The sequence below is a fragment of the Paractinoplanes bogorensis genome (genome assembly GCF_018829635.1).
In the GTDB taxonomy this organism is placed as follows: Bacteria; Actinomycetota; Actinomycetes; order Mycobacteriales; family Micromonosporaceae; genus Actinoplanes; species Actinoplanes bogorensis.
Window position 1 is genome coordinate 197959 of the sequence record NZ_JAHKKG010000011.1, and the last position, 21298, is coordinate 219256.

General features: G+C 70.6%; 22 protein-coding genes and 1 riboswitch. Of the genes, 13 read left to right on the forward strand and 9 right to left on the reverse strand.

Features of this window, described 5'->3' with window-relative positions:
• Positions 1-9: 9 nt before the first annotated feature.
• Positions 10-1332, forward strand: coding sequence for an AMP-binding protein (locus KOI35_RS32850; RefSeq protein ID WP_438870643.1), 1323 nt, complete (start codon positions 10-12; stop codon positions 1330-1332).
• A complete protein-coding gene (locus KOI35_RS32855; protein WP_215792578.1) occupies positions 1329-2009 on the forward strand; it encodes a Pr6Pr family membrane protein in 681 nt (226 codons plus the stop codon). Before KOI35_RS32850 ends, KOI35_RS32855 begins: the two co-directional genes overlap by 4 nt.
• 4 nt (positions 2010-2013) lie before the next feature.
• Here the strand turns inward: KOI35_RS32855 and KOI35_RS32860 are convergent, their stop codons facing one another.
• Positions 2014-2514 carry a C40 family peptidase gene (locus KOI35_RS32860; RefSeq protein ID WP_215792579.1) on the reverse strand — a complete coding sequence of 167 codons (501 nt, stop codon included), beginning with the start codon at positions 2512-2514 and terminating at the stop codon, positions 2014-2016.
• A gap of 19 nt (positions 2515-2533) precedes the next feature.
• A riboswitch (cyclic di-AMP (ydaO/yuaA leader) is annotated at positions 2534-2685 on the reverse strand.
• A 386-nt stretch (positions 2686-3071) separates the two neighbouring features.
• Between KOI35_RS32860 and KOI35_RS32865 the strand changes: the two genes are divergently transcribed.
• Genes KOI35_RS32865 through KOI35_RS32900 form a run of 8 tightly spaced genes read left to right on the forward strand, consistent with a single transcriptional unit; the run spans position 3072 to position 11660 of the window.
• Positions 3072-3947, forward strand: a complete 876-nt coding sequence (locus KOI35_RS32865; protein WP_215792580.1) for an FAD binding domain-containing protein — start codon at positions 3072-3074, stop codon at positions 3945-3947.
• A gap of 4 nt (positions 3948-3951) precedes the next feature.
• Positions 3952-4410 carry a (2Fe-2S)-binding protein gene (locus tag KOI35_RS32870; protein WP_215792581.1) on the forward strand — a complete coding sequence of 153 codons (459 nt, stop codon included), beginning with the start codon at positions 3952-3954 and terminating at the stop codon, positions 4408-4410.
• A complete protein-coding gene (locus tag KOI35_RS32875; RefSeq protein ID WP_215792582.1) occupies positions 4407-6800 on the forward strand; it encodes an aerobic carbon-monoxide dehydrogenase large subunit in 2394 nt (797 codons plus the stop codon). Before KOI35_RS32870 ends, KOI35_RS32875 begins: the two co-directional genes overlap by 4 nt.
• Before the next feature lie 7 nt (positions 6801-6807).
• On the forward strand, positions 6808-7929 hold the full coding sequence (locus tag KOI35_RS32880; protein WP_215792583.1) for an XdhC family protein: 1122 nt from the start codon (positions 6808-6810) through the stop codon (positions 7927-7929).
• Between the two features lie 3 nt (positions 7930-7932).
• On the forward strand, positions 7933-8502 hold the full coding sequence (locus KOI35_RS32885) for a nucleotidyltransferase family protein (protein WP_215792584.1): 570 nt from the start codon (positions 7933-7935) through the stop codon (positions 8500-8502).
• A complete protein-coding gene (locus KOI35_RS32890) occupies positions 8499-9359 on the forward strand; it encodes an AAA family ATPase (RefSeq protein ID WP_215792585.1) in 861 nt (286 codons plus the stop codon). Before KOI35_RS32885 ends, KOI35_RS32890 begins: the two co-directional genes overlap by 4 nt.
• A complete protein-coding gene (locus KOI35_RS32895) occupies positions 9356-10381 on the forward strand; it encodes an SRPBCC family protein (RefSeq protein ID WP_215792586.1) in 1026 nt (341 codons plus the stop codon). The genes KOI35_RS32890 and KOI35_RS32895 overlap by 4 nt, the downstream gene beginning before the upstream one ends.
• Entirely contained in the window at positions 10368-11660 is a 1293-nt protein-coding gene (locus KOI35_RS32900; RefSeq protein WP_246614150.1) for a vWA domain-containing protein, read from the forward strand. Before KOI35_RS32895 ends, KOI35_RS32900 begins: the two co-directional genes overlap by 14 nt.
• Before the next feature lie 324 nt (positions 11661-11984).
• On the opposite strand, the gene KOI35_RS32905 is transcribed toward KOI35_RS32900, so the two are convergent.
• Both KOI35_RS32905 and KOI35_RS32910 read right to left on the reverse strand, forming a co-directional pair.
• Positions 11985-12485 carry a hypothetical protein gene (locus KOI35_RS32905; protein ID WP_215792587.1) on the reverse strand — a complete coding sequence of 167 codons (501 nt, stop codon included), beginning with the start codon at positions 12483-12485 and terminating at the stop codon, positions 11985-11987.
• 150 nt (positions 12486-12635) lie between these two features.
• Entirely contained in the window at positions 12636-13589 is a 954-nt protein-coding gene (locus KOI35_RS32910) for a LysR family transcriptional regulator (protein WP_215792588.1), read from the reverse strand.
• 249 nt (positions 13590-13838) lie between these two features.
• On the opposite strand from KOI35_RS32910, the gene KOI35_RS32915 reads away from it, so the two are divergent.
• Complete coding sequence (locus KOI35_RS32915) at positions 13839-15248, forward strand: hypothetical protein (protein ID WP_215792589.1); 1410 nt, start codon at positions 13839-13841, stop codon at positions 15246-15248.
• A 46-nt stretch (positions 15249-15294) separates the two neighbouring features.
• On the opposite strand, the gene KOI35_RS32920 is transcribed toward KOI35_RS32915, so the two are convergent.
• The 5 genes from KOI35_RS32920 to KOI35_RS32940 are packed head-to-tail and all read right to left on the reverse strand — an operon-like array spanning position 15295 to position 18344.
• A complete protein-coding gene (locus KOI35_RS32920) occupies positions 15295-15867 on the reverse strand; it encodes a DUF6346 domain-containing protein (protein ID WP_215792590.1) in 573 nt (190 codons plus the stop codon).
• 15 nt (positions 15868-15882) lie between these two features.
• Entirely contained in the window at positions 15883-16881 is a 999-nt protein-coding gene (locus KOI35_RS32925; protein WP_215792591.1) for a hypothetical protein, read from the reverse strand.
• Entirely contained in the window at positions 16878-17186 is a 309-nt protein-coding gene (locus KOI35_RS32930; RefSeq protein ID WP_215792592.1) for a type VII secretion target, read from the reverse strand. The genes KOI35_RS32925 and KOI35_RS32930 overlap by 4 nt, the downstream gene beginning before the upstream one ends.
• Positions 17183-17572: a YbaB/EbfC family nucleoid-associated protein gene (locus tag KOI35_RS32935; protein WP_215792593.1), complete on the reverse strand. Its 390-nt coding sequence runs from the start codon at positions 17570-17572 to the stop codon at positions 17183-17185. Before KOI35_RS32935 ends, KOI35_RS32930 begins: the two co-directional genes overlap by 4 nt.
• 40 nt (positions 17573-17612) lie before the next feature.
• Positions 17613-18344 carry a DUF899 family protein gene (locus KOI35_RS32940; RefSeq protein ID WP_215792594.1) on the reverse strand — a complete coding sequence of 244 codons (732 nt, stop codon included), beginning with the start codon at positions 18342-18344 and terminating at the stop codon, positions 17613-17615.
• Between the two features lie 75 nt (positions 18345-18419).
• Between KOI35_RS32940 and KOI35_RS32945 the strand changes: the two genes are divergently transcribed.
• Positions 18420-19052, forward strand: a complete 633-nt coding sequence (locus KOI35_RS32945) for a GntR family transcriptional regulator (RefSeq protein ID WP_215792595.1) — start codon at positions 18420-18422, stop codon at positions 19050-19052.
• Positions 19049-20062, forward strand: coding sequence for a 1-aminocyclopropane-1-carboxylate deaminase (locus KOI35_RS32950; protein WP_215792596.1), 1014 nt, complete (start codon positions 19049-19051; stop codon positions 20060-20062). The genes KOI35_RS32945 and KOI35_RS32950 overlap by 4 nt, the downstream gene beginning before the upstream one ends.
• Here the strand turns inward: KOI35_RS32950 and KOI35_RS32955 are convergent.
• Positions 20051-21298, reverse strand: coding sequence for a GH1 family beta-glucosidase (locus tag KOI35_RS32955; RefSeq protein ID WP_215792597.1), 1248 nt, complete (start codon positions 21296-21298; stop codon positions 20051-20053). The genes KOI35_RS32950 and KOI35_RS32955 overlap by 12 nt on opposite strands.

The following is a 21298-nucleotide window of genomic DNA, read 5'->3' on the forward strand; positions in this document are numbered from 1 at the left end:
ACGAGACTTCTGGGGGCGCTGCACGGGGGTGAGGACCAGGCTTCCGCCGTACGGGGAAACGGGGTTGATCTTTCTCGTCATGAGCTGCTCGGGCGGGCGTCGGCGCTGGCGAGCGAAATCAGCGGCCGCAGCATCGTGGCTGTCGAGGCGCGGCCGGACCTGGACACGATCGTGGCGATCACCGCAGGGCTGCTGGCCGGTGTGCCTGTTGTGCCGGTGCCGCCGGATGCGGGTGAGCTGGAGCGTGCGCACATCCTCCGGAACTCCGGCGCCGAGCTGATCGAAAACGGCACCGGACGCGGGCACGGAGACGTCCCGCCCGAGCCCGACTCGTCGAAACCCGCACTCGTTCTCTACACGAGTGGCACGACCGGGCCGCCCAAAGGTGTGGTGATCTCGCGGGCCGCCCTCGCCGCCGATCTGGACGCGCTCGCGACGGTCTGGCAGTGGACGCCGGAGGACACGCTCGTGCACGGGCTGCCGCTGTTCCATGTGCACGGTCTGGTGCTGGGGGTGCTCGGTCCGCTGCGGATCGGTTCGCGGCTGGTGCACACCGGCAAGCCCACCCCGCTCGCGTACGCCGCCGCGCCCGGAACGATGTATTTCGGCGTCCCCACTGTGTGGTCGCGCATCGCCGCCGCCCCGGCCGAGGCCGGCGCGCTCAGCAACGCGCGTCTGCTGGTCTCGGGCAGCGCGCCACTACCGGTGCCGGTGTTCGAGCAGATCGAGGCGTTGACCGGGCAGGCGCCGGTCGAGCGGTACGGCATGACCGAAACCCTGATCACGGTGAGCGCCCGCGCCGACGGCGAGCGCCGCCCGGGCCAGGTCGGCCTGCCGGTGCCCGGGGTCGAGACGCGGCTGGTCGACGACGCCGGCGAGCTGATCGAGCCTGGGGGCGAGATCGGGCATCTGCAGGTGCGCGGGGCGACGCTGTTCGACGAGTACCTGGGCCTGGGCCGGCCGCTGACCGCCGACGGCTGGTATGCCACCGGTGACGTGGCGACGATCGGCCCGGACGGCTGGCACCGGATCGTCGGGCGGGCGTCGACCGATCTGATCAAGACCGGCGGCTACCGGGTCGGCGCGGGTGAGGTGGAGGACGCGTTGTTGCAGCATCCGGCCGTACGGGAAGCCGCCGTGGTCGGCACCCCGCATCCTGATCTCGGCGAGCAGATCACCGCGTACGTGGTCGCCGAAGGCACGACGGAACGCGAGCTGATCGACTACGTCGCGACCGGGCTGAGTGTGCACAAGCGGCCGCGCGCGGTCCATCTGGTCGACAGCCTGCCCCGCAACGCCATGGGCAAGGTGCAGAAGGCGGCCCTGCGATGATCGCCGCCCTCGCCCTGCGGATCGTGATCGTCGTGTCCGGGCTGATCGGGTTGCTGATCGGCGAGCACCGCATCGCGTACTACACCTGCCAGAGCAACCTCATCACGCTCGGCTACTTCGGCGGTGTCATCTATTGGATGCTGCGCCGCCGTACGGCCGAACCCGCCGCGCCCCGGCTGCGCGGCGCGGTGACCCTGTGGATCGTCATCACGGGGCTGATCTCGCACTTCCTGCTGCAGAACGGCGAGAACCCGCTGCCCGGCCTGGCCGTCGCCGACCCGGGTCTGCGGGTGACGAACTGGTCGCTGTTCCTGGTCCACTACGTCGTGCCGGTGCTGGTGTTCACCGACTGGGTGGCGTTCGGGCCGCGCCGCGTGTCGCCGTGGCGTGACCTGTGGTTGTGGATCCTGTTCCCGCTCGCCTACGGCGTGACCTCGGTGGTGCGGGCGATCCTGATCCCGACGTATCCCGACCGCTACCCCTATTTCTTCCTCGACCCCACTTCCCATGGGTACGGGTGGGTGGCCGGCCAGTTCGGGCAGCTCGCCGTGATTTTCGGGGTGCTCGGGGCCGCGCTGCTGGGCATCGACCGGCTCGCCGCCCGCATCACGGATCGGCGCGACCGGCCGCAGCCCGCCGAGGACCGCGAAGACGCTCCCAGTGCAGTAGTCCGGTGATGCCTCAGACCCGGCCGAAGCGGACCTGCTTCCAGTTCCAGATCTTGGCCAGCTTGACCCGGTCGCCGGGCTTGGGGGCGTGCCACACCTGGCCCGCGCCGGCGTAGACGGCCACGTGGTAGGCGTGGTTGCCGGACACCCAGAAGACCAGGTCGCCGGGGCGGGCCGCGGCTGCGGTGATCTTGCGGGCGCGGCGGTACTGAGCCTGGGCGGTGCGCGGGAGGCGGACGCCGGCTTTCGCGTACGCGTAACCGGCGAGACCGGAGCAGTCGAATGCGCTCGGGCCGCGAGCCCCGTAGCGGTAGGGCTTGCCGCGCTGGTTGCGGGCAGCGGCGACGATCTTGGTGCCGCGGGCGGCGAGGGCCGCCGCGGCGGCCTGTGCGGCTGAGACGGGCCCGGCGGTGGCGGCCGCGCGGGGTGCCGCCGAAGCGGCCGAGGGGGCTACGAACAGGCTGGTGGCGATGACAGCCGCCGCGAGAAGGAGCACGGCACGGCGCAGCGTCATGGGGAAAGACAAGGCGATCCTCGGGTCCTTCAACCGCCTGCGAGGTTAGCTGTCGGATTAGGCCTGAAGGCGGCCCGTCGCGGATGCGACCTCACCCCAAGCCGGCGCGTGATCCGCCGGCGCTCTGGTTCCCCCGTTCCCGCCCACTGAAGTTTCCGTCGGTGTCAGGTCGGGCCGTCCCGTGGTGGGCGGGACTCGGCGTCCCCGGGGCGGCCTGGCGTGCCTCCGTCGCCGGGGCACGAGATGACGATCGGCCGGGCCTCGCGATCCGCCACCTTTTCGCAGACGCCTCACCCACCTCGGCCGTCCCGAACCGGAGTCCGGGTGGCACAGCACTCCGGACATTCGGGCCGGGGCGCGCAACCGGGCGGAAACGGCAGCGCGGATCCGGTGTCTCTCGTCACGGAAAAAGCTCGGCCTGGCATCTGCGGGGCAAGATCCCGCTCCCGGCTCGCACCCGCGACGATCACCCGCCGCAACTTAAGTCATCTCTTAGGTCGCTGTTGACTTTGGACGGAGGCGGGGAGAGATTGCGGTCACATCGAGGGAGGTGCAGCGTGCAGGTGCCGGCTCCGTTCGAGTACGAGCGTGCCACCAGTGTGGATCAGGCGATCGGCCTGCTGGAACGGCTGGGCAGCTCGGCCCGGCTGGTCGCGGGCGGCCACAGTCTGCTGCCGATGATGAAGCTGCGACTGGCCAACTTCGAATATCTGATCGACATCAACCCGCTGCACGACGAGCTGGGTTACATCCGGTCGCAGGCGAACGAGCTTCGCATCGGGGCGATGACCCGGCACCGGGAGCTTCTGGAGTCGGACGAGCTGGCCGCCGCGTTCCCGATCTTCCGGGACGCCGAGCGGGTGATCGCCGACCCGGTGGTGCGTAACCGGGGGACGCTGGGTGGTTCGCTGTGCCAGGCCGACCCGTCCGAGGATCTGTCCGCCGTGTGCACCACGCTCGACGCGAGCTGTGTCATCCGTGGCCCGGGCGGGGCCGAGCGGGTGGTGTCGATGGAGGAGTTCCACGTCGGTCCCTACGAGACGGCCGTGGGCGACGGCGAGATGCTGATTGAAGTGCGTTTTCCCGTACGAGCCAACGGCGGCAGCGCGTACCAGAAGGTGGAGCGCCGCGCCGGTGACTGGGCGGTGGTCTCGGCCGGGGCCGCGGTGTGGCTGGCCGCCGACGGCACGATCGCCGACGCGCGGGTCGGGCTGGCCGCCGTCGGTCCGAACACGACCGGCATACCGGAGATCTCCGAGGCGTTGCGCGGACACGAACCGGCCGAGGAACTGTACGAGCGGGCCGGGGCGATCGCCGCCCGCGTCTGCGACCCGGTCACCGACCAGCGGGGCAGCGAGGACTACAAGCGCCACCTCGCCGACGAGCTCACCCGGCGCACGTTACGCACGGCCGTCGAGCGGGCGAGGAGCTGAACTGATGCAGGTCACCATGACCGTCAACGACGTCGAGGTCACGCGCGAGATCGAGGGCCGGCTGCTGCTGGTGCACTTCCTGCGCGACGTGCTGAGCCTGACCGGCACGCACTGGGGCTGCGACACCAGCAACTGCGGCACCTGTGTGGTGCTGCTGGACGGCGAGCCGGTGAAGTCGTGCACCGTGCTGGCCGCGATGGCCGGGGGCCACGAGGTCCGTACGGTGGAAGGCCTGGCCGACGGAGCGGAGCTCGACCCGATCCAAGAGGGCTTCATGCAGTGTCACGGCCTGCAGTGCGGCTTCTGCACGCCCGGCATGATGATGACCTGCCGGGCCCTGCTCGACAACAATCCCGACCCGACCGACGCCGAGATCCGCGAGGCGATCTCCGGCCAGATCTGCCGATGCACCGGTTATGCGACCATCGTGCGTTCGGTGAGATGGGCATCGGTGCACTCATGACCACTGTGCATGAATCCAGGACCAGCAGTTTCGACGACAACGACCAGAAGCCGGTCGGCTTCGGGCGGATGCTGCGCAAGGAGGACCCGCGTCTGATCCGCGGGCGAGGGCGGTTCACCGACGATGTGCAGCTGCCCGGCATGCTGCACCTGGCCATCCTGCGCTCACCGTTCGCCCACGCCCGCGTCGTCAGTGTCGACACCAGTGCGGCTGAGGCGTCGCCCGGCGTACGGGCTGTCGTCACGGGGGAGACCCTCAAAGGGTTGGGCCTGGCCTGGATGCCGACCCTGTCCAACGACGTGCAGGCCGTGCTGGCCACCGACAAGGTGCGCTTCCAGGGCCAGGAGGTCGCGTTCGTCGTGGCCGACGACCGGTACGCGGCCCGCGACGCGCTCGAACTGATCGACGTCGAGTACGACGTGCTCGACCCGGTCATCGACGTGCGGCAGGCCCTCGCCCCGGACGCGCCGCTGATCCGGGACGACCTCGAGGGCAAGACGAACAACCACTGCTTCGACTGGGAGACCGGCGACGCCGACGAGACCGAGGCCGTGTTCGCCCGGGCCGACGTGGTCGTCGCGCAGGACATCGTCTACCCCCGCGTGCACCCGGCGCCGATGGAGACGTGCGGCGCGGTGGCCGACTTCGACGCGGTCGAGGGCAAGCTCAAGCTGTGGTCGACCACCCAGGCCCCGCACGCGCACCGCACCCTCTACGCGATCGTGGCCGGCCTGCCCGAACACAAGATCCAGGTGATCGCGCCGGACATCGGTGGCGGCTTCGGCAACAAGGTGCCGATCTACCCCGGCTACGTCTGCGCGATCGTCGGTTCCATCGTCACCGGCAAACCGGTGAAGTGGATGGAGGACCGCTCGGAAAACCTGATCAGCACCGGCTTCGCCCGCGACTACATCATGCGCGGCGAGATCGCGGCCACCCGCGACGGCAAGATCCTGGGCATCCGCACGAACGTGCTGGCCGACCACGGCGCGTTCAACGGCACGGCGGCGCCGGTCAAATACCCGGCCGGCTTCTTCGGCGTCTTCACGGGCAGCTATGACCTCGAGGCCGCGTACTGCAAAATGACCGCGGTTTATACGAACAAGGCGCCCGGCGGGGTTGCGTACGCGTGCAGCTTCCGCATCACCGAGGCCGTCTATCTCGTCGAGCGCATCGTCGACTGCCTGGCCGCCGAACTCGACATGGACCCGGCCGAGCTGCGCCTGAAGAACTTCATCCAGCCCGACCAGTTCCCGTACACGACCAAGACCGGCTGGGTCTACGACTCCGGCAACTACGAGCCGACGATGCGCCAGGCCATGGACATCGCCGGCTACGCCGAACTGCGCGCCGAACAGGCCGAGAAGCGGGCCCGGGGCGAGCTGATGGGCATCGGGATCTCGTTCTTCACCGAGGCGGTCGGGGCCGGTCCGCGCAAGAACATGGACATCCTCGGTCTCGGCATGGCCGACGGCTGCGAGCTGCGCGTGCACCCGACCGGCAAGGCGGTCGTCCGGCTGTCGGTCAAGACCCAGGGTCAGGGCCACGAGACGACGTTCGCCCAGATCGTGGCCGAGGAGATCGGCATCCCGCCGGCCGACATCGAAGTCGTGCACGGCGACACTGATCAGACGCCGTTCGGCCTGGGCACGTACGGAAGCCGCTCGACGCCCGTCTCCGGAGCCGCCGCCGCCCTGGTCGCGCGTAAGGTCCGCGACAAAGCGCAGCTGATCGCCTCGGCCATGCTCGAAGTGACCGTGGCCGACCTGGAATGGGTGAAGGGTTCGTTCCAGGTCAAGGGCGACCCGGCCAAGGCGGTCACGATCCAGCAGATCGCCATGCGCGCGCACGGTGCCGGTGACCTGCCCGACGGCGTGGAAGGCGGGCTCGAGGCGCAGATCTGCTACAACCCGTCCAACCTGACCTACCCGCACGGCGCGTACATCTGCGTCGTCGATGTTGATCCGGGCACCGCGCAGGTCAAGGTGCGGCGCTTCATCGCCGTCGACGACTGCGGCACCCGGATCAACCCGATGATCATCGAGGGTCAGGTGCACGGCGGCCTCACCGACGGCGTCGGCATGGCCCTGATGGAGATGATCTCGTTCGACGAGGACGGCAACTGCCTCGGCGCCTCCCTGATGGACTACCTGATCCCGACCGCGCTCGAAGTGCCCGACTGGGAGACCGGCTACACGGTCACCCCGTCGCCGCACCACCCGATCGGGGCCAAGGGCGTGGGGGAGTCGGCCACCGTCGGATCGCCGCCGGCCATCGTCAATGCGGTCGTCGACGCGCTCAAGCCGTACGGGGTCCGCCACGCCGACATGCCCCTCACCCCCTCGCGCGTCTGGGACGCCATGCGGGGCCGCGCGACACCGCCGATCTGAGGTGCTCATGAGTCGTCTGGAAGAACTCACCCGGGCCCGCCGCCCGTTCGTGCACGCCACGGTGGTGCGCGCCCAGGAACCGACCTCGGCCCGAGCCGGCGACGACGCGGTGATCCTCGACGACGGGTCGATCGAAGGCTTCGTGGGCGGGGTGTGCGCCGAGTCGTCCGTACGGGCGGCCGCGCTGGACGCGTTGTCGTCCGGCGCCACGCTGCTGCTGCGGGTGCTGCCGGACGACGGGGTAGCTTTTCCCGAGACGCCGGGCGCGCTCAACGTGGTCAACCCGTGTCACTCCGGCGGGGCGCTCGAGATCTTCCTACGCCCGGTGCTGCCCAAGCCCCTGCTCGGCGTGGTCGGCGAGACACCGATCGCGCGCGCCGTGGCTTCGCTCGCCGAGTTCCTCGATTTCGAGATCAACAGCGTTCCCTCGTACGCGGGCACAGCCGCCGTTGTCGTCGCCGGCTTGGGGCGCAACGAGGAGACGGCGTTGCGGGCCGCACTGGACGCCTCGGTTCCCTACATCGCGTTGGTGGCTAGCCACAAGCGGGGCGCGGCGGTGCTGGACGGGATGGGGCTGACGGACGGGGAGCGCTCGCGGATCAGGGCGCACGCGGGGCTCGATATTCGCGCTCGGACGCACAAGGAGATCGCGCTGTCGATCCTGGCCGAGATCGTGAGAGAACGCCGAGCAGCCGAAACCGGTCCGGCGCCGTGCCCGCGCGAGGAGACGGACGCAGATTCGGCTGCGGTCGCCGCGTTGTCCGAGGTGGCAGGCGTTTCCCGCGGCGCCGACTTATCCACAAAGACAAGTCGTCCACAGGCCCCCGACACGATCTTGTCCACTTCCCCCACAATGACCAGCGGGGGAACCCCCTGGGAGGGCGGGGTCGGATCGGAAGTTGATCACGCGACGCGGCTCGACCACGAGACGCCGACCGACCACGCGGGCTCGCCCCGGCCCGCTGAGACCGTCACGATCTCCTCTTCCCCGCCCCGGCGAGCGATCGACCCCGTCTGCGGCATGACCGTCTTCATCGACGACGACACGCCCCACGCCGTGGTCGACGGCCAGGAGCACTGGTTCTGCCGGACGGCCTGCCGCGACACCTACGTAACAGCGGCGGCCTGACCGATGGGGGTCACCGGCCTGGTGCTGGCGGCGGGCGGATCGCTGCGGCTGGGGGAGGCGAAGCAGCTTCTGCCCTTCCGTGGGCGCACCCTCCTCGACGCCACCCTCGACGTCGCTCGCGCGTGCGGGTTCGATCAACTTCTGGTCACCCTCGGCGGGTCGGCGGCGCGGGTGCGTGAACGGGTCGACCTCACCGGCTGCACGGTGATCGAGAACCCGGCCTACTCGTCCGGCTGCGGCTCGTCGATCAGCACCGCGGTCGCGGCCGTGAACCAGTCCGCGCTCGTGCTGCTTCTCGGGGATCAGCCCGGCGTCGACGCTTCGAGCGTACGGAAACTGCTGTCCGCGGAAACGCCCCTCGCCGTCTGCCGGTACGACGACGGGCTCGGTCACCCGTTCCTGTTCCGGTCTTCCGCCTTCAACGACCTTTCGGAGCTGCACGGCGACAAGGCCGTCTGGAAGCTGCTGCACTCGGGCACCTACGCGGTCACCGAGGTGCCGGTGGCCGGGCCGGTGCCGATCGACGTGGACACACGGGACGACTACGAGCGTCTGCTGAGCGAGGCGCGGTGAACGACCCGGACCACGTCAAGAGCAAGCTCGACGCCGTCGGCTACCTGGTCGACGACGGGCTGGCCATGGCGATGTTCCTGGCCATGCGGCTCGGCAAACCCCTGCTGCTCGAGGGCGAGCCCGGCGTCGGCAAGACCGCGGCCGCCCGAGCCCTGTCGATGGCGCTGGAGACGCCGCTGATCCGGCTGCAGTGCTACGAGGGGCTGACCGCCGGCGAGGCGCTCTACGAGTGGAACTACCAGCGGCAACTCCTGGCCATCCGGCTCGCCGAGTCGCGGCACGAGACGCTGACCGACGCCGACCTGTTCACGGCCGAGTTTCTTCAAGATCGACCAATCCTTCGCGCCGTACGCCACCAGGGGCCCACGCCGCCCGTCCTGCTCATCGACGAGATCGACCGGGCCGACGACGAATTCGAGGCGCTGCTGTTCGAGTTCCTCGGTGAGGCCGCGATCACCGTGCCCGAGCTGGGCACGTTCACGGCGTTGCGGCCCCCGGTCGTGGTGCTCACCTCGAACCGCAGCCGCGACCTGCACGACGCCCTGCGCCGGCGGTGCCTCTACCACTGGATCGAGTATCCGGCGCCGGTGCGGGCGGCCGAGATCGTCCGCCGCTCGGTGCCGGGAGCGGCCGAGCCGCTGATCCGCAGTGCCACCGAGTTCGTGGGCCGGGTCCGCGGGCTCGAACTCGACAAGGCCCCCGGACTCGCCGAAACCATCGACTGGGTGTCGGCCCTGTCCGCCCTCGGCGTCGCCGACCTCACCGACGCCGCCGTCACCGGCACGCTCGGCACGATCGCCAAGACCCCGGACGACCGGGTCGCCGTCGCTTCCGCCGTCCCTCAGGAGAACCCATGAAGATCACCAACGAGTTCACGGTGCACACCCCGATCGACCGTGCCTGGCAGGTGCTGACCGACCTCGAGGGGATCGCCCCGTGCATGCCCGGGGCCCAGCTGACCGGGGTGGACGGTGACGTCTACAAGGGCAAGGTGAAGGTCAAGGTGGGACCGGTGATCTCCGACTTCGCGGGGACGGCCCAGTTCACCGAGAAGGACGACGACGCCTACCGGGCCGTGATCGACGCCAAGGGCCGGGACGCCCGTGCCGGAGGCAACGCGACGGCCCTGGTCACCGCGAGTTTGAAACCCGAGGGCGCCAGTACGCTGGTGAGCGTCGACACCGACCTCAAGATCAGTGGGAAGCTGGCCCAGTTCGGCAGCGGCATGATCAAGGAGATCTCCGGCAAGCTGCTGGCCCAGTTCGTCACCAACCTCGAGGCGAAGCTCGCCACCGACACCCCACCCGCCGATGCCGCTGCTGAGCCCGCGGCAGCTACCCCGGCTGCCACCACGCCCGAACCCGCTGCGCCCGCCACTGCCGCCGCCGCTGCGTCCACGGGACCGTCGACCGCGGCGACTGCGACCGCGCCGGAAGTGGCCGCGGTGCAGGCCCCGGGAACGCCGGCCGAGACTCCCAGCCCTGACTCGCCGAGCCCCGCGAATCTGACCGCCAACCTGATTCCGGCCGACCCGGGCGCCGCCGAACCCGCCACCCCGGCCGTGGCGGGCAGCGAGCCCCTGGCCGCCTCCATCGTCGATGACAAAGCCGACGCGATCACCGCACCCCCGGCGACCACTACACCGCCCGCACCCACCACCACTTCCCAGGCCGCCGCCGCAGTGCCGACCGCCCGCGCCACCTCACCCGCCGTCGCCGAGAAGCCTGCCGTCACCGAGAAGCCTGCTGTCACCGAGGAACCCGAGCCACTGGATCTGCTCGCCGTGGCCGGCAGTTCGGTCTACAAGCGCGCCATCCCGATCGCCGTGGGCGCGGTGGTGGTCGTCGGCGTGATCGTGTGGTTCGTTGCCCGGAACTGACTTCCCGCCCGGCGCGGCCTCCCGGATTCCCGGCCCGGGCGACCCGCCGCCGGCCCGGCCGGTGCTGTTGCGTGGCACCGACCGGGCCGCGCTCGCCGTGGCCTTCGTCGATCGGCTGCGCCACGCGGGCGTCCCGACCGGCCTGACCGAGACCGGCGATTTCGTGCACGCGCTCGAGGCCGGCCCGATGCTCACGCTCGACACGCTCTATTGGACAGCCAGAATTTCCCTCGTACGCCGGCAGCCCGATCTCGCCCCTTTCGACAAAGTGTTCGCCGCTGTCTTCGCCGATGCCCCGCCGTTGCCGTTCATCCGCGAGGCGATCGCGCCCGCCGCGCGCCGTGACGACGACGTTCAGGTGCCCGTGCCGGCCGACACGGACGAGGTCACCGACGGCGGCGGCCTGCCCTGGGCAACTCTGCCCCCGGCCGTGGAGGCCTCCGAGACCAACGACGGCTTGGCCATCCCCGACCGACGTCCGAGTGCCCTGGCCGTCCTGGCCGAGCTTCCGTTCGACGATCTCGACCCGACCCAGACCGAACTGCTCGGCGAAGCTCTACGGGCCACGCTGACCCACTGGCCGACCCGACGCACCCGCCGCCATGCCGCGAACCCGTCCGGCCGCCGGATCGCGCTACGCCCCACCCTCGCCCGCGCGCGCCGGACGGGGTGGGAGCCGGTTGAGCTCGTACGGGAAAAGGCCCTTGATCGCCCGCGCCGGGCCGTGCTGCTCTGCGACGTCAGCGAATCGATGCGCGCTCAGGCCACCGCGTATCTGCATCTGATGCGCGCGTTCACGCTGGTCGCCGACGCCGAGGTGTTCGCGTTCGCCACCACGCTGACCCGGCTGACCCCGGCGTTGCGGCACGCCTCCGCGGCCCAGGCCGTGGCCCGCGCGGGCGAACTGGTCACCGACCGTTTCGGCGGCACGCGCATCGCCACCAACGTGGCCGCCCTGCTCGCCTCACACCACGGCAACGCGCTGCGTGGCGCGCTGGTGATCGTCGCCTCGGACGGCTGGGACAGCGACCCACCCGACCGGATGGCCGCCGCCATGGCCCGCCTGCGCCGCCGCGCCCACCGCGTCCTCTGGCTCAACCCGCGTGCCGGCGCCCCCGGCTACGCCCCGCGCGTCGCCGGAATGGCCGCCGCCCTCCCGTTCTGCGACCGGCTGTTGCCCGCCGCCACCTTCGCCGACCTGACCCGGGCCGCCCACCTGCTGCAGGCCCTGTCCACGCGGCAGGTTGCGCGTTCGAGGGAGGCGCGAAGCGGCTCCTGACCCGGGTCGCCCACTTGCTGCAGGCCCTGTCCACGCGGCCGGTTGCGCGTTCGAGGGAGGCGCGAAGCGGCTCCTGACCCGGGTCGCCCACTTGCTGCAGGCGCTGTCCGCGCGGCAGGTTGCGCGTTCGAGGGAGGCGCGAAGCGGCTCCTGACCCGGGTCGCCCACTTGCTGCAGGCGCTGTCCGCGCGGCCGGTTGCGCGTTCGAGGGAGGCGCGAAGCGGCTCCTGACCCGGGTCGCCCACTTGCTGCAGGCGCTGTCCGCGCGGCCGGTTGAGCGTTCGAGGGAGGCCCGCAGTGGCTCCTGGCCCGGGCCCGCCCAGCTCAGCGGCCGATGGGCGCCCGCACCAGCTTCGGCCCGCGCAGATAGGCCTCGGCCCGGTCGGTCCAGTCACCCATGGCCGCCGCGAGCTCGTCGGCGCACTGCTGGAACCCGGGTTGGCCGATCAGTTCGCGCAGCTCGGAGTGCTTCTCGTTGAGCTCGCCGATCTGCTGATGCAGCGCGGGCGGCAACAGGAACCGCACCCGCGCCTCGGCCTCGCCGTACTGGTCGAGGATGAGCGCGTACCGCTTCAGCGCGTCGGCAATGTCCTCGGGCGGCGGGTCGAGCCGGAAGATGTCCTTCCCGGCCAGCGAGTCCCGCCGCGCCATCGAGCTGAGCACGCCGAGCTGCCGGCGCCGTTTGCTCGACGCGGCCAGGAAGGCGATCGCCCCGCTGAGCGCCTCGTCGTCGAGCCGCCGCCGCCGAGCCCGCCGACCTTCGGTGAGATAGCCGATGCCGAAGATGAGTACCGAAACGGCGGCAGCGATGATCGCCCCGGCCATGCGAGCCTCCCGGATGCGTCGATGAGCCGGGCCACTCTACTAAGTCCTGATCAGCTCCTGAGCGACCGAGGCTGTTGGCCTCCACAGCGAACGAGGCCGGTCAGCTCCAGAGCGGTCGAGGCCGGTCAGCTCCAGAGGGACCGAGGCTGGTCAGCTCCAGAGCGTGACGTGGACCGACGGGCGGAAGTGGCCGACCTTGGCGCCGGCGCCGCGCATCATGGCCTGGATCGCTCGCGGCGTGGAGGCGAAACGGGCCAGCTCGGCCGCCGCCGACGGGGAAGCGTCGGCCAGGGTGAGGGCGTGCCAGCTCGCCTCGAGCATCGCGTGGGGGCCGGGCAGTTGCACCAGCAGGCCGTTGCGGACGTCGGGGGCCACGGCGAACGACAAGGCCGGTGTCAGGCCGCGGCCGCGTTTGGCCTCCTCCAGTGCGGCGGCGTTGCTCTGGTAGATCTGCTGGTTCGCCTCGGGGACGCCCAGGCGGCGCATCAGCTCGGGCACCGCGCCCACCTTGGCCGCCGCCGACGGGCCGAGCAACCACGTCTGGTCGCGCAGCTGGCCGGCCGACGGGCGCAGGTGGACGATCGGGTGTTCGGGGCCGGCCACCACCACGATGCGGTAGTTCATGATCGGGCGGCCCGCGAAGGCCGACGGCAGCACCGGCGGGGGCGGGCCGATCGCGATGTCGATCGTGCGGCCGACCAGCAGGCTCTCGAAAGCGCCGGGGTCGCGCACGCTCAGCTCGAGGTCGAGGTCGTCGGCGCGGGCCGCGAACAGCTCGATCAGGCCGGGCGCGGCGTGCTCGGCGAACAGACTGGACGCGCCGACCCGCAGCAGCCGGCGGCCCTTGCCGGCCGCGCTGACCTCGAGCACGGTGATGTCCTGCAGGCCGAGCAGTTCGGTGGCGCGGCTGGCCAGGCGCAGTCCGCCGGGGGTGAAGGCCAGGCCCGCGGCCGTACGCGAGAACAGCTGGTCACCGAGCTCACGGCGCAACTGACCGATGTGCAGGGAGACCGCCGCCTCGGACACCTCCAGATGCGCGGCCGCCTGCTTCACCGACCCCAGCCGGACCACGGTGGAGTAGGCGCGCAGCTGAGTCGGGGTCATCACCGGCGCTCACCCATGAATCGCCCTCCACGCCGATCCGAGTTGTTCTCGCAATCTATCTCGGCTCCCTGGACGTCAGCTGTCCCGGTGTCCCCGTACGCCGCCGATCGTTGATGACGATAAGACGCGTCTTGTGTAATTTGCCGGAATGCACTCATGAAGGAAACAGACGTAAGCGTCCGTACCCCTCGGAAACGTGATCGCGATGGTCAGGCCGGACACCGTCGTCGACCGGTTTGCGAGGCTTTCATGCCCTTCACTGCTTCACGGACGCATCCTGCATTCTCGGGTGCGGCGGCCGCCGCCGTCGCCGCTCTGACCGTCGTGGCGATCCCGGCCGAGGCGCACGGGGCGACCGGTGACTGCGACGGTCCGCGCTTCACGGCGACCGCCCAGGCCGACCTCGCGAAGATCAGTGTGCTGGACGCCGGCGTGCTGCGCCCCGACCTGCCCGCGCTGGCCGACGTGCGGCTGGCCTCGGCCCACGGCAGCGCCGACAGTGGACGCCGGCCCGACCGGACGATCGCGACCGGCCGGTACGCCGACGCCAAGCTGCTCGGGTTGCGGGTGCCGGGCGTCCCGCTCGCGGGCACGGTGGCGGAGAGCCGGGCGCCGTCCGGGAAGGACACTGCCGTCGAGGCGCGAAACACGGTGGCCGGCCTCGACGCGGGTGGCCTGGCGACGATCCGACTGGGGAAGTCGACGGCCGACTCGAGCTGGGACGACGCGTACGGGTGCGGGAAAGCCGGTCCGCTCACGCGCAGTGCCACCATGCTGGCCGGGGCGCAGTTCCTGGGCGGTGGCGGAACGATCCCGGCGCTCCTGGCCCGGGGCCCGGCCGGTGCGGCCCAGCCGACCAGCCTGCTGCGGATCGGGCCCACCGGGTCCACGCAGAGCGCGACTGACCTCGTACGGGAAAAGGGTCGTCGGGCTGTGCGATCGGCGGCGGGGGTGGCGCTGTCGGAGGTGACATTGTTCGCCGGGACGCCGCAGGAGGTCTCGGTCAAGGTCGTCACCCAGCCGACGCTGACCGTCACGGCGACCGGTTCCCGCGCGGGGGCCAAGGTCGACTACCGGCCGGCCGTGCTGAAGGTGACCGCGGCCGGGAAGCCCGTCGCGACGCTGGACACCGGGGACGACAGCGTCGGGGTCGATCTGTTCGGGGGAGTGGGGACGGCGTCGCTGCTGTCGGCCCGGATCTCGCTCGGCGGTCCACGTCAGACGATCACCGATTATTCCGTACGGGCGGAGGCCGCGGCCGTACGTGTCGAGGTGATGCTGGGGAAGGCGCACCTGCTGGATGTCGCGCTGGGCTATCTGTATGCGCAGGCGTCGACGCCGCCACTGAACGACGCGACCCGAGCGCCGTCTGCCGTGGCCACGACGGAGCCGGCCGTGGACGTGACGGAGCCTGCCGTGGACGAGACCGAGCCAGCCGTGGACGAGACCGAGCCGGCCGTGGAGGTGACCGAGCCGGCCGTGGAGGTGACGCCGCAGCCGCCCGTGGAAGCGATCAAACCGGTCGCTGAAGCCGAGCCGAGGGACGAGAGCGCCCTTGCCCTGACCGGCGCGAACATCGCCGCCGCGGCCACCGGCGGACTGCTGCTGATCGCGCTGGGTGTTGCGGCCGTCGCCATGACACGTCGGCGCCGGCACTGAGCCGGAGTCGCCGCCGGCACTGAGCCGGAGCTGCCGCCGCCGGAGGTCAGCGCCGGCGGCGGACCGACCCGGCCAGCACGACCCCGAGGAAGATCAGCGGAAGGACGCCGATCACCAGCACCGGATAACCGATCCAGCGCAGCCACGGCCGGGCCTCGACATCGGCGCGGGCCAGCTTCTGGCTCTGCCGATGGCGCCCGACGTCACCGACCTCGATCGTCTTGCCGACGTCGGCCGACGTGAACACCGCACCCACCGTCACCCGTACGTCCTGCCCGTCGTCCCACTTGATCGACGTCGCGCAGCTGTCCCAGTAGCCGAAGCCGCGGGTGGTGACCGGCCCCTGCTCGTGGCACGACGACACGGTGGCCTGTCCGGTGCGGGTCGCGTCGTCCATGCTCTGGCCGGCCAGCCGCGACATGGTCACCGCCGCCCCGGTCAGGCCCAGCCCGACCAGCAGCAGCACGACCACGAAGACCACCGACCGCATCCGGCTGCCCTGGCGCTCCTCGATCACCTCGGGGGTCGCCGCAGCCGCCGCGGCCTCATCGTCGAGGGCCTTCTCCTGCGCGCGGATCTCGGCCAGGCGCCTGGCGATCCGGTCGTCCTGCGGCTCCACGGCTGCTCCTGTCGATCAGAGCGGAAGATCGATGGGCGTCGGTGACGGGTTGTCGCCCCTGAGCGTATCGGCCGTCGCCCCGGTGTTCTGCGAGCCGTTCGTCTTGGGGGCCGCCTTGGACGTCTCGATCACCACGTTCTTGGCCGCGCCGTAGACGGCTTCGTGCCCCTGGCCGATCAGGTCGTACGCCGTCTTGAAGCCCTTGAAGCCGGTACCCGCGGTGCCGGCCGCCTCCATCCGGAACGCCTGCAGCCGCAGCACGTTGCGGTTGGCCTGGCCGATCTGCTCGAGGACGCTGCCCATCTGCTTGGTGAGCACGCCGACCCGCTTGACCGCCGCGAACAGCCGCTTGAGCAGGTTGAGGATCTTGGTGCTGCACTCGCCGACCAGGATCGCGACCTCGGCCGCCACCTTGGGGATGAGCACCACGGTCAGGGCCTGGATCGCCTTGGAGATGCAGGCACCGACCACCTCGGACACGATGTCGCGGATGGTGTTGCGCACGACGCCGACCATCGCGCCGACGATCGTGGTCGCCTTGCTCATGAAGTCGGCGACCTTGCCCATCGCCTGGATCGCCTCGGCGTGCCCGCGGGCCATCGCCCGGTAGGCCTCGGCCGACCTGGCCGCCCAGGCGTCGGTGCTCTTTTTGACCTCGTCGACGAAGAAGTCGGTGGCCTCGTAGATGCGGGCCTCGATGTTGTACCAGGTCTGGGCGTGCGCCTCGATCGCCTTGGGGTCGCCGCACAGTTTGTCGAGCGGTTCGCGCAGGAAGCTGACGTGTTCCATCAGCCAGCCGACACCGGCCGCGAAGACCGCCTGCAGCGGGTCCATCACCGCGCCGAGCAGACCCAGGCCGGTGGCCAGACCGTTGCCGGCGACGCCGAACCAGTCGCCGCTGTTCCAGTTGTCGACCACGCCGGCCGCCGACTCGAAGATGCCCGCACCCTCGTAGCCCTTGGTCTCGCCCTCCGCGGCGATCAGGCTGCCCCGGGTCAACGTCTCGCCACTCAAGAGCCGCTCTCCTTGATCATGCGGGCCGCGTTGCCGTCGGTCGTGTCGGCGTCGGCCGCGACGGCCCGCAGCAGTTCGGCCACGTGGGCGGTGGCGTCGGCGCCGTTCTTGAGCTCGCTGATCGCCCAGTCCTGCAACGGCTGCACCAGCGGGAGCACGAGCGGGCTGCAGAGGATGCCGTACACCTCGTCGTGCAGATCGATGTACTGCGCACCGGCCGTGGCCTCGTCACACATCCGCCCGGCCTCGTCGACCATCGAGGCATGCCGGCGCACGCCCTCGGAGTCGATGTAGACGTCGCTCATCGACGGTCACTCTCCTCATCGTCTTCGGGCGGCCGCGGGAACTGCTCGGCGTAGGTGCCGCCGATGAAGTTCGCGGTCTCCGACCCTTCGCCGTAGAGCCCGGTCACCAGGTCGTTCATCCGCTCGGCGAGCCGGGACTGGGCGCGGCGGCTGGTCTCGAGGATCGTCGCCGCCAGCTCGGCCGGGGGCAGGCGCATCGCCCGCTCGCTGAGATCGAGCCCGGCCAGCCCGCCCGAGTGGTCGACCGTGACCACAGCCTCGCCACCGTGCGACTCGGCGGTCGCCCGCACCTCTTGCATGCGGTGGCTGAGCTCGGTCGTCTTGGCGGTCTGCTGCTCGACTTTGCGTTCCCAGTCGACCAGAAAATCCTCGGGATCCTGCGGCACCGCCGAATCCTAGCGAACGTCGATCCCCGGCGACGTCCCGTCAGTGGTGGTGGCCGGTGCGGCCCAGGGTGTGCGCGGGGGTCGCGCCGGGGCGGGTCCACTGTGGGGCCGGGCGGCTCTCCGGGCCCCAGCTCGGCGTCCCGTCGGCCGTGGTGCGCCAGTACCAGCACGGCTCGTGGCCGTCCGGCACGTCCTGCCAGGATTCCTTCCGCCCGTACGGGGTCAGGTCGAGCAGGGCGAACGTGCCGCTCGGCGGTTCCGTGCCGCGGCCGGTGGTGCTGTAGGTGAGGAAGGTGCGGTCGCCGTCGCGGCGGTAGCAGGCGAACCCGCCCATGCCGTCGCCGATGAGCGCGGGCGCGTCGCGCACCGAGTACCAGGGCTGCTCGTAACCCATGAACGAGGTGAACGCGGCCACCTCGTCCCACTGTCCGGTGGTCACGATCGCCAGCGAGACCCCGCGCACGTTCAGGTAGGTCTGGTCGCGCAGGTGCCAGGCCGCAAACGTGCAGCCCTCGCACTGGCCCTGGTGCGGAGCGCCGTCGTACCACATGTGCTTGTACAGGATCAGCTCGTCGCGGCCGGCGAACACGTCGGTGAACGGCACCGGCCCGTCCGGCCCCACGACCGGGGTAGTTCCGTCGATCTCCACCATCGGTAGGCGACGGCGCTCGGCGGCGAGCGCGTCCCCGGCCCGGGTGTGGGCTTTCTCCCGTACGAGAAGAGCGTCTCGCGCCGCCTGCCACGTGGCCATGTCGACAATCGGGTTCGTCATGCGGGTAGGACCGGCGAACCGGACGAAACTCATCGGCCCTGGCGTTCCGTGGCGCTGACATCTAACATTTCAGTTGTGGAACGGGTGGAGAGGCGTCTGCTGCGCGAGACGGCGTACGAGTCGATCCGTGATGCCGTCGTGCGCGGTGACCTGGCCCCGGGGGCGGTGGTGAACAGTGCCGAGCTGGCCGACCGGCTCGGCCTGTCCCGGGCCCCGGTGCGCGACGCCCTGGCCCGGCTCGCCGGTGAGGGCCTGGTCGAGATGAAGCCGCAGAGCTACACCCGGGTCACCCCGGTGCTGCCGCGCGAGGTCAGCGACGCCGCCGCCGTCGTGCGGGCCATGCACGAGCTGGCGGCGAGCGCGACCGTCGGCCACCTCACCGCCGAACAGATCGACGAGATGCGCGCGGCCAACCGCCGTTTCGAAGAAGCCACGCGAAGCGGTCAGATCGATGCGGCCATGGCGGCCGACGACGAGCTGCACGGCGTCCTCGTGCGGGCCAGCGGCAACCGCGCCCTGGCCGCCACCATCGAGCGCTACACCCCGCTGATCCGCCGGCTCGAGCGCCTCCGGTTCGCGCACAGCCACGCCCGCCGCTCGGTCGAGCGGCACGACGACCTGATCGCCGCCTGCGCCGCCGGCGATGCCCCCGAGGCGACCCGCCTCACCGCACTGATCTGGCAATCGTTGGAGGACAGAACCGCATGATCGACTTCGAGCGTTACCCGCTGCTCTTCGGCCCCTCCCCGGTGCACCGGCTCGACCGGCTCACCGAGCACCTCGGCGGGGCGGCCGTCTGGGCCAAGCGGGAGGACTGCAACAGCGGGATCGCGTACGGGGGAAACAAGACCCGCAAGCTGGAATATCTCGTCGCCGACGCCCTCGCACAGGGCTGTGACACGCTCGTGTCGATCGGCGGCGTGCAGTCGAACCACACCCGTCAGGTCGCCGCCGTCGCCGCCCGGGCCGGCCTCAAGTGCGTGCTCGTGCAGGAGAGCTGGGTCGAATGGCCCGACCCGGTCTACGACAAGGTCGGCAACATCCTGATCAGCCGGCTCGCCGGGGCCGAGGTACGCCTCGTACGGTCGGAGTTCGGCATCGGCTTCAAGGAGAGCTGGGAGCAGGCCCTGCGCGACATCGAGGCCTCCGGCGGCAAGCCGTACGCTATCCCGGCCGGCGCGTCCGACCACAAGCTCGGCGGACTCGGCTTCGCCAACTGGGCGTACGAGGTCGCGCAACAGGAACAGGAGCTCGGCGTCTTCTTCGACACCGTGATCGTCTGCTCGGTCACCGGCAGCACCCAGGCCGGCATGATCGCCGGGTTCGCCGCGATCGAGGACGCGGGCGGCCGTCCACGCCAGGTGCTCGGCATCGACGCGAGCGCCAAGCCGGCCGAGACCCACGCCCAGGTCGCCCGGATCGCCCGCAACACGGCGTCGCTGATCGGGCTGGGCCGCGATCTGAAGGACGACGAGATCCGGCTCGACGAGCGCTATCACGCCGGCGTCTACGGCATCCCCGACGAGACCACTCTCGAGGCGATGCGCGTGGCCGCCCGTACGGAGGGAATGGTCACCGACCCGGTTTACGAGGGCAAGTCGATGGCCGCTCTCATCGACCTGGTCTCCCGGGGCGAGATCGGCAAGGACTCCACCGTGCTGTACGCCCACCTCGGCGGCCAGCCGGCCCTGAACGGGTACAGCGCGCTATTCAGCTAGGGCGTCCCGGAGCCACGCGAACGAGCGACGAGGCGTACGGGAAAGGGTCTGGAAATCGACGTGGACGAGGCCGAACCGCTGGGAATAGCCTTCGGCCCACTCGAAATTGTCGAGCAGGGACCAGACGAAATATCCGCGTACGTCGACTCCCGCGCTGATCGCGTCGTGGAGTGCCCGCAGGTGGGAGTCGAGGTAGTCGATGCGGAACTGGTCGTCGACGCCCTCGTCGGTCGAGCAGCCGTTCTCGGTGATGTAGATCGGGGGGAGATTTTTCCCGTACGTTTCGCGCAGGCTGGTGAGCAGTTCGGTGAGTCCTTCGGGCACCACCGGCCAGCCGAACGCGGTCGTCGGCACGCCCTCGATCGGCAGCATTTCGAACGGCAGCGGCGAATCGGCGGTGGGCGCCCCGATCAGCGTGGGGTTGTAGTAGTTGATGCCCAGCGCGTCGATCGGCGTACTGATGATGTCGAGGTCGCCCGGCCTGATCACCGGCTCCAGAGCGGAAGCGAGGAAATCGGGATACGAGCCCAGCAGTACGGGGTCGTTGAAAAGCCGATTGTGGAAGGCGTCGTACACCGCGGCGGCCGGGGAGTCGTCGGCCGCGCGTACGGGAGTGCAGTTGTTCGTCAGCATGACCTCGGTGGCACCGGTCGCCCGCAGCGCCTGCACGGCGAGACCATGGCCGAGCAACTGGTGGTGCGCGACCGGCAGGGCCTGCAGCATCAGTTCGCGGCCGGGGGCGTGCGTCCCGTACGCGTAACCCTGCGCCATGTGCACGATCGGCTCGTTCAGCGTGATCCAGCGCGTGACCCGGTCGCCCAGGCGCCCCGCCACCAGCGTCGCGAAGTCGGCGAACTTCGACGCGGTGTCGCGCGACAGCCAGCCGCCGTGGTCCTCGATCGACTGCGGCAGGTCCCAGTGGAACAGCGTCGGCAGCGGCACGATGCCCTTCTCGAGCAGCGCGTCGACCAGCCGGTCGTAGAAGCCGAGGTCAGCCGCCCGCGGCCACGCGATCGAGAAGCGGTAGGCGCCCACCCCGAGCTCACTCAGCAGCGCGACGTCTTCGGAGTAGCGGTGATAGTGGTCGCACGCCACATCGCCGGTGTCGCCGCCCTTGGCATGGGAGAACGTGTCCCAGATGGAGGGCACGCGCCCGTCCTCGTCGACGGCACCCTCGATCTGATAGGAGGCCGTGGAGCAACCGAACAGAAACCCGTCAGGAAAGCGCGGCACCAT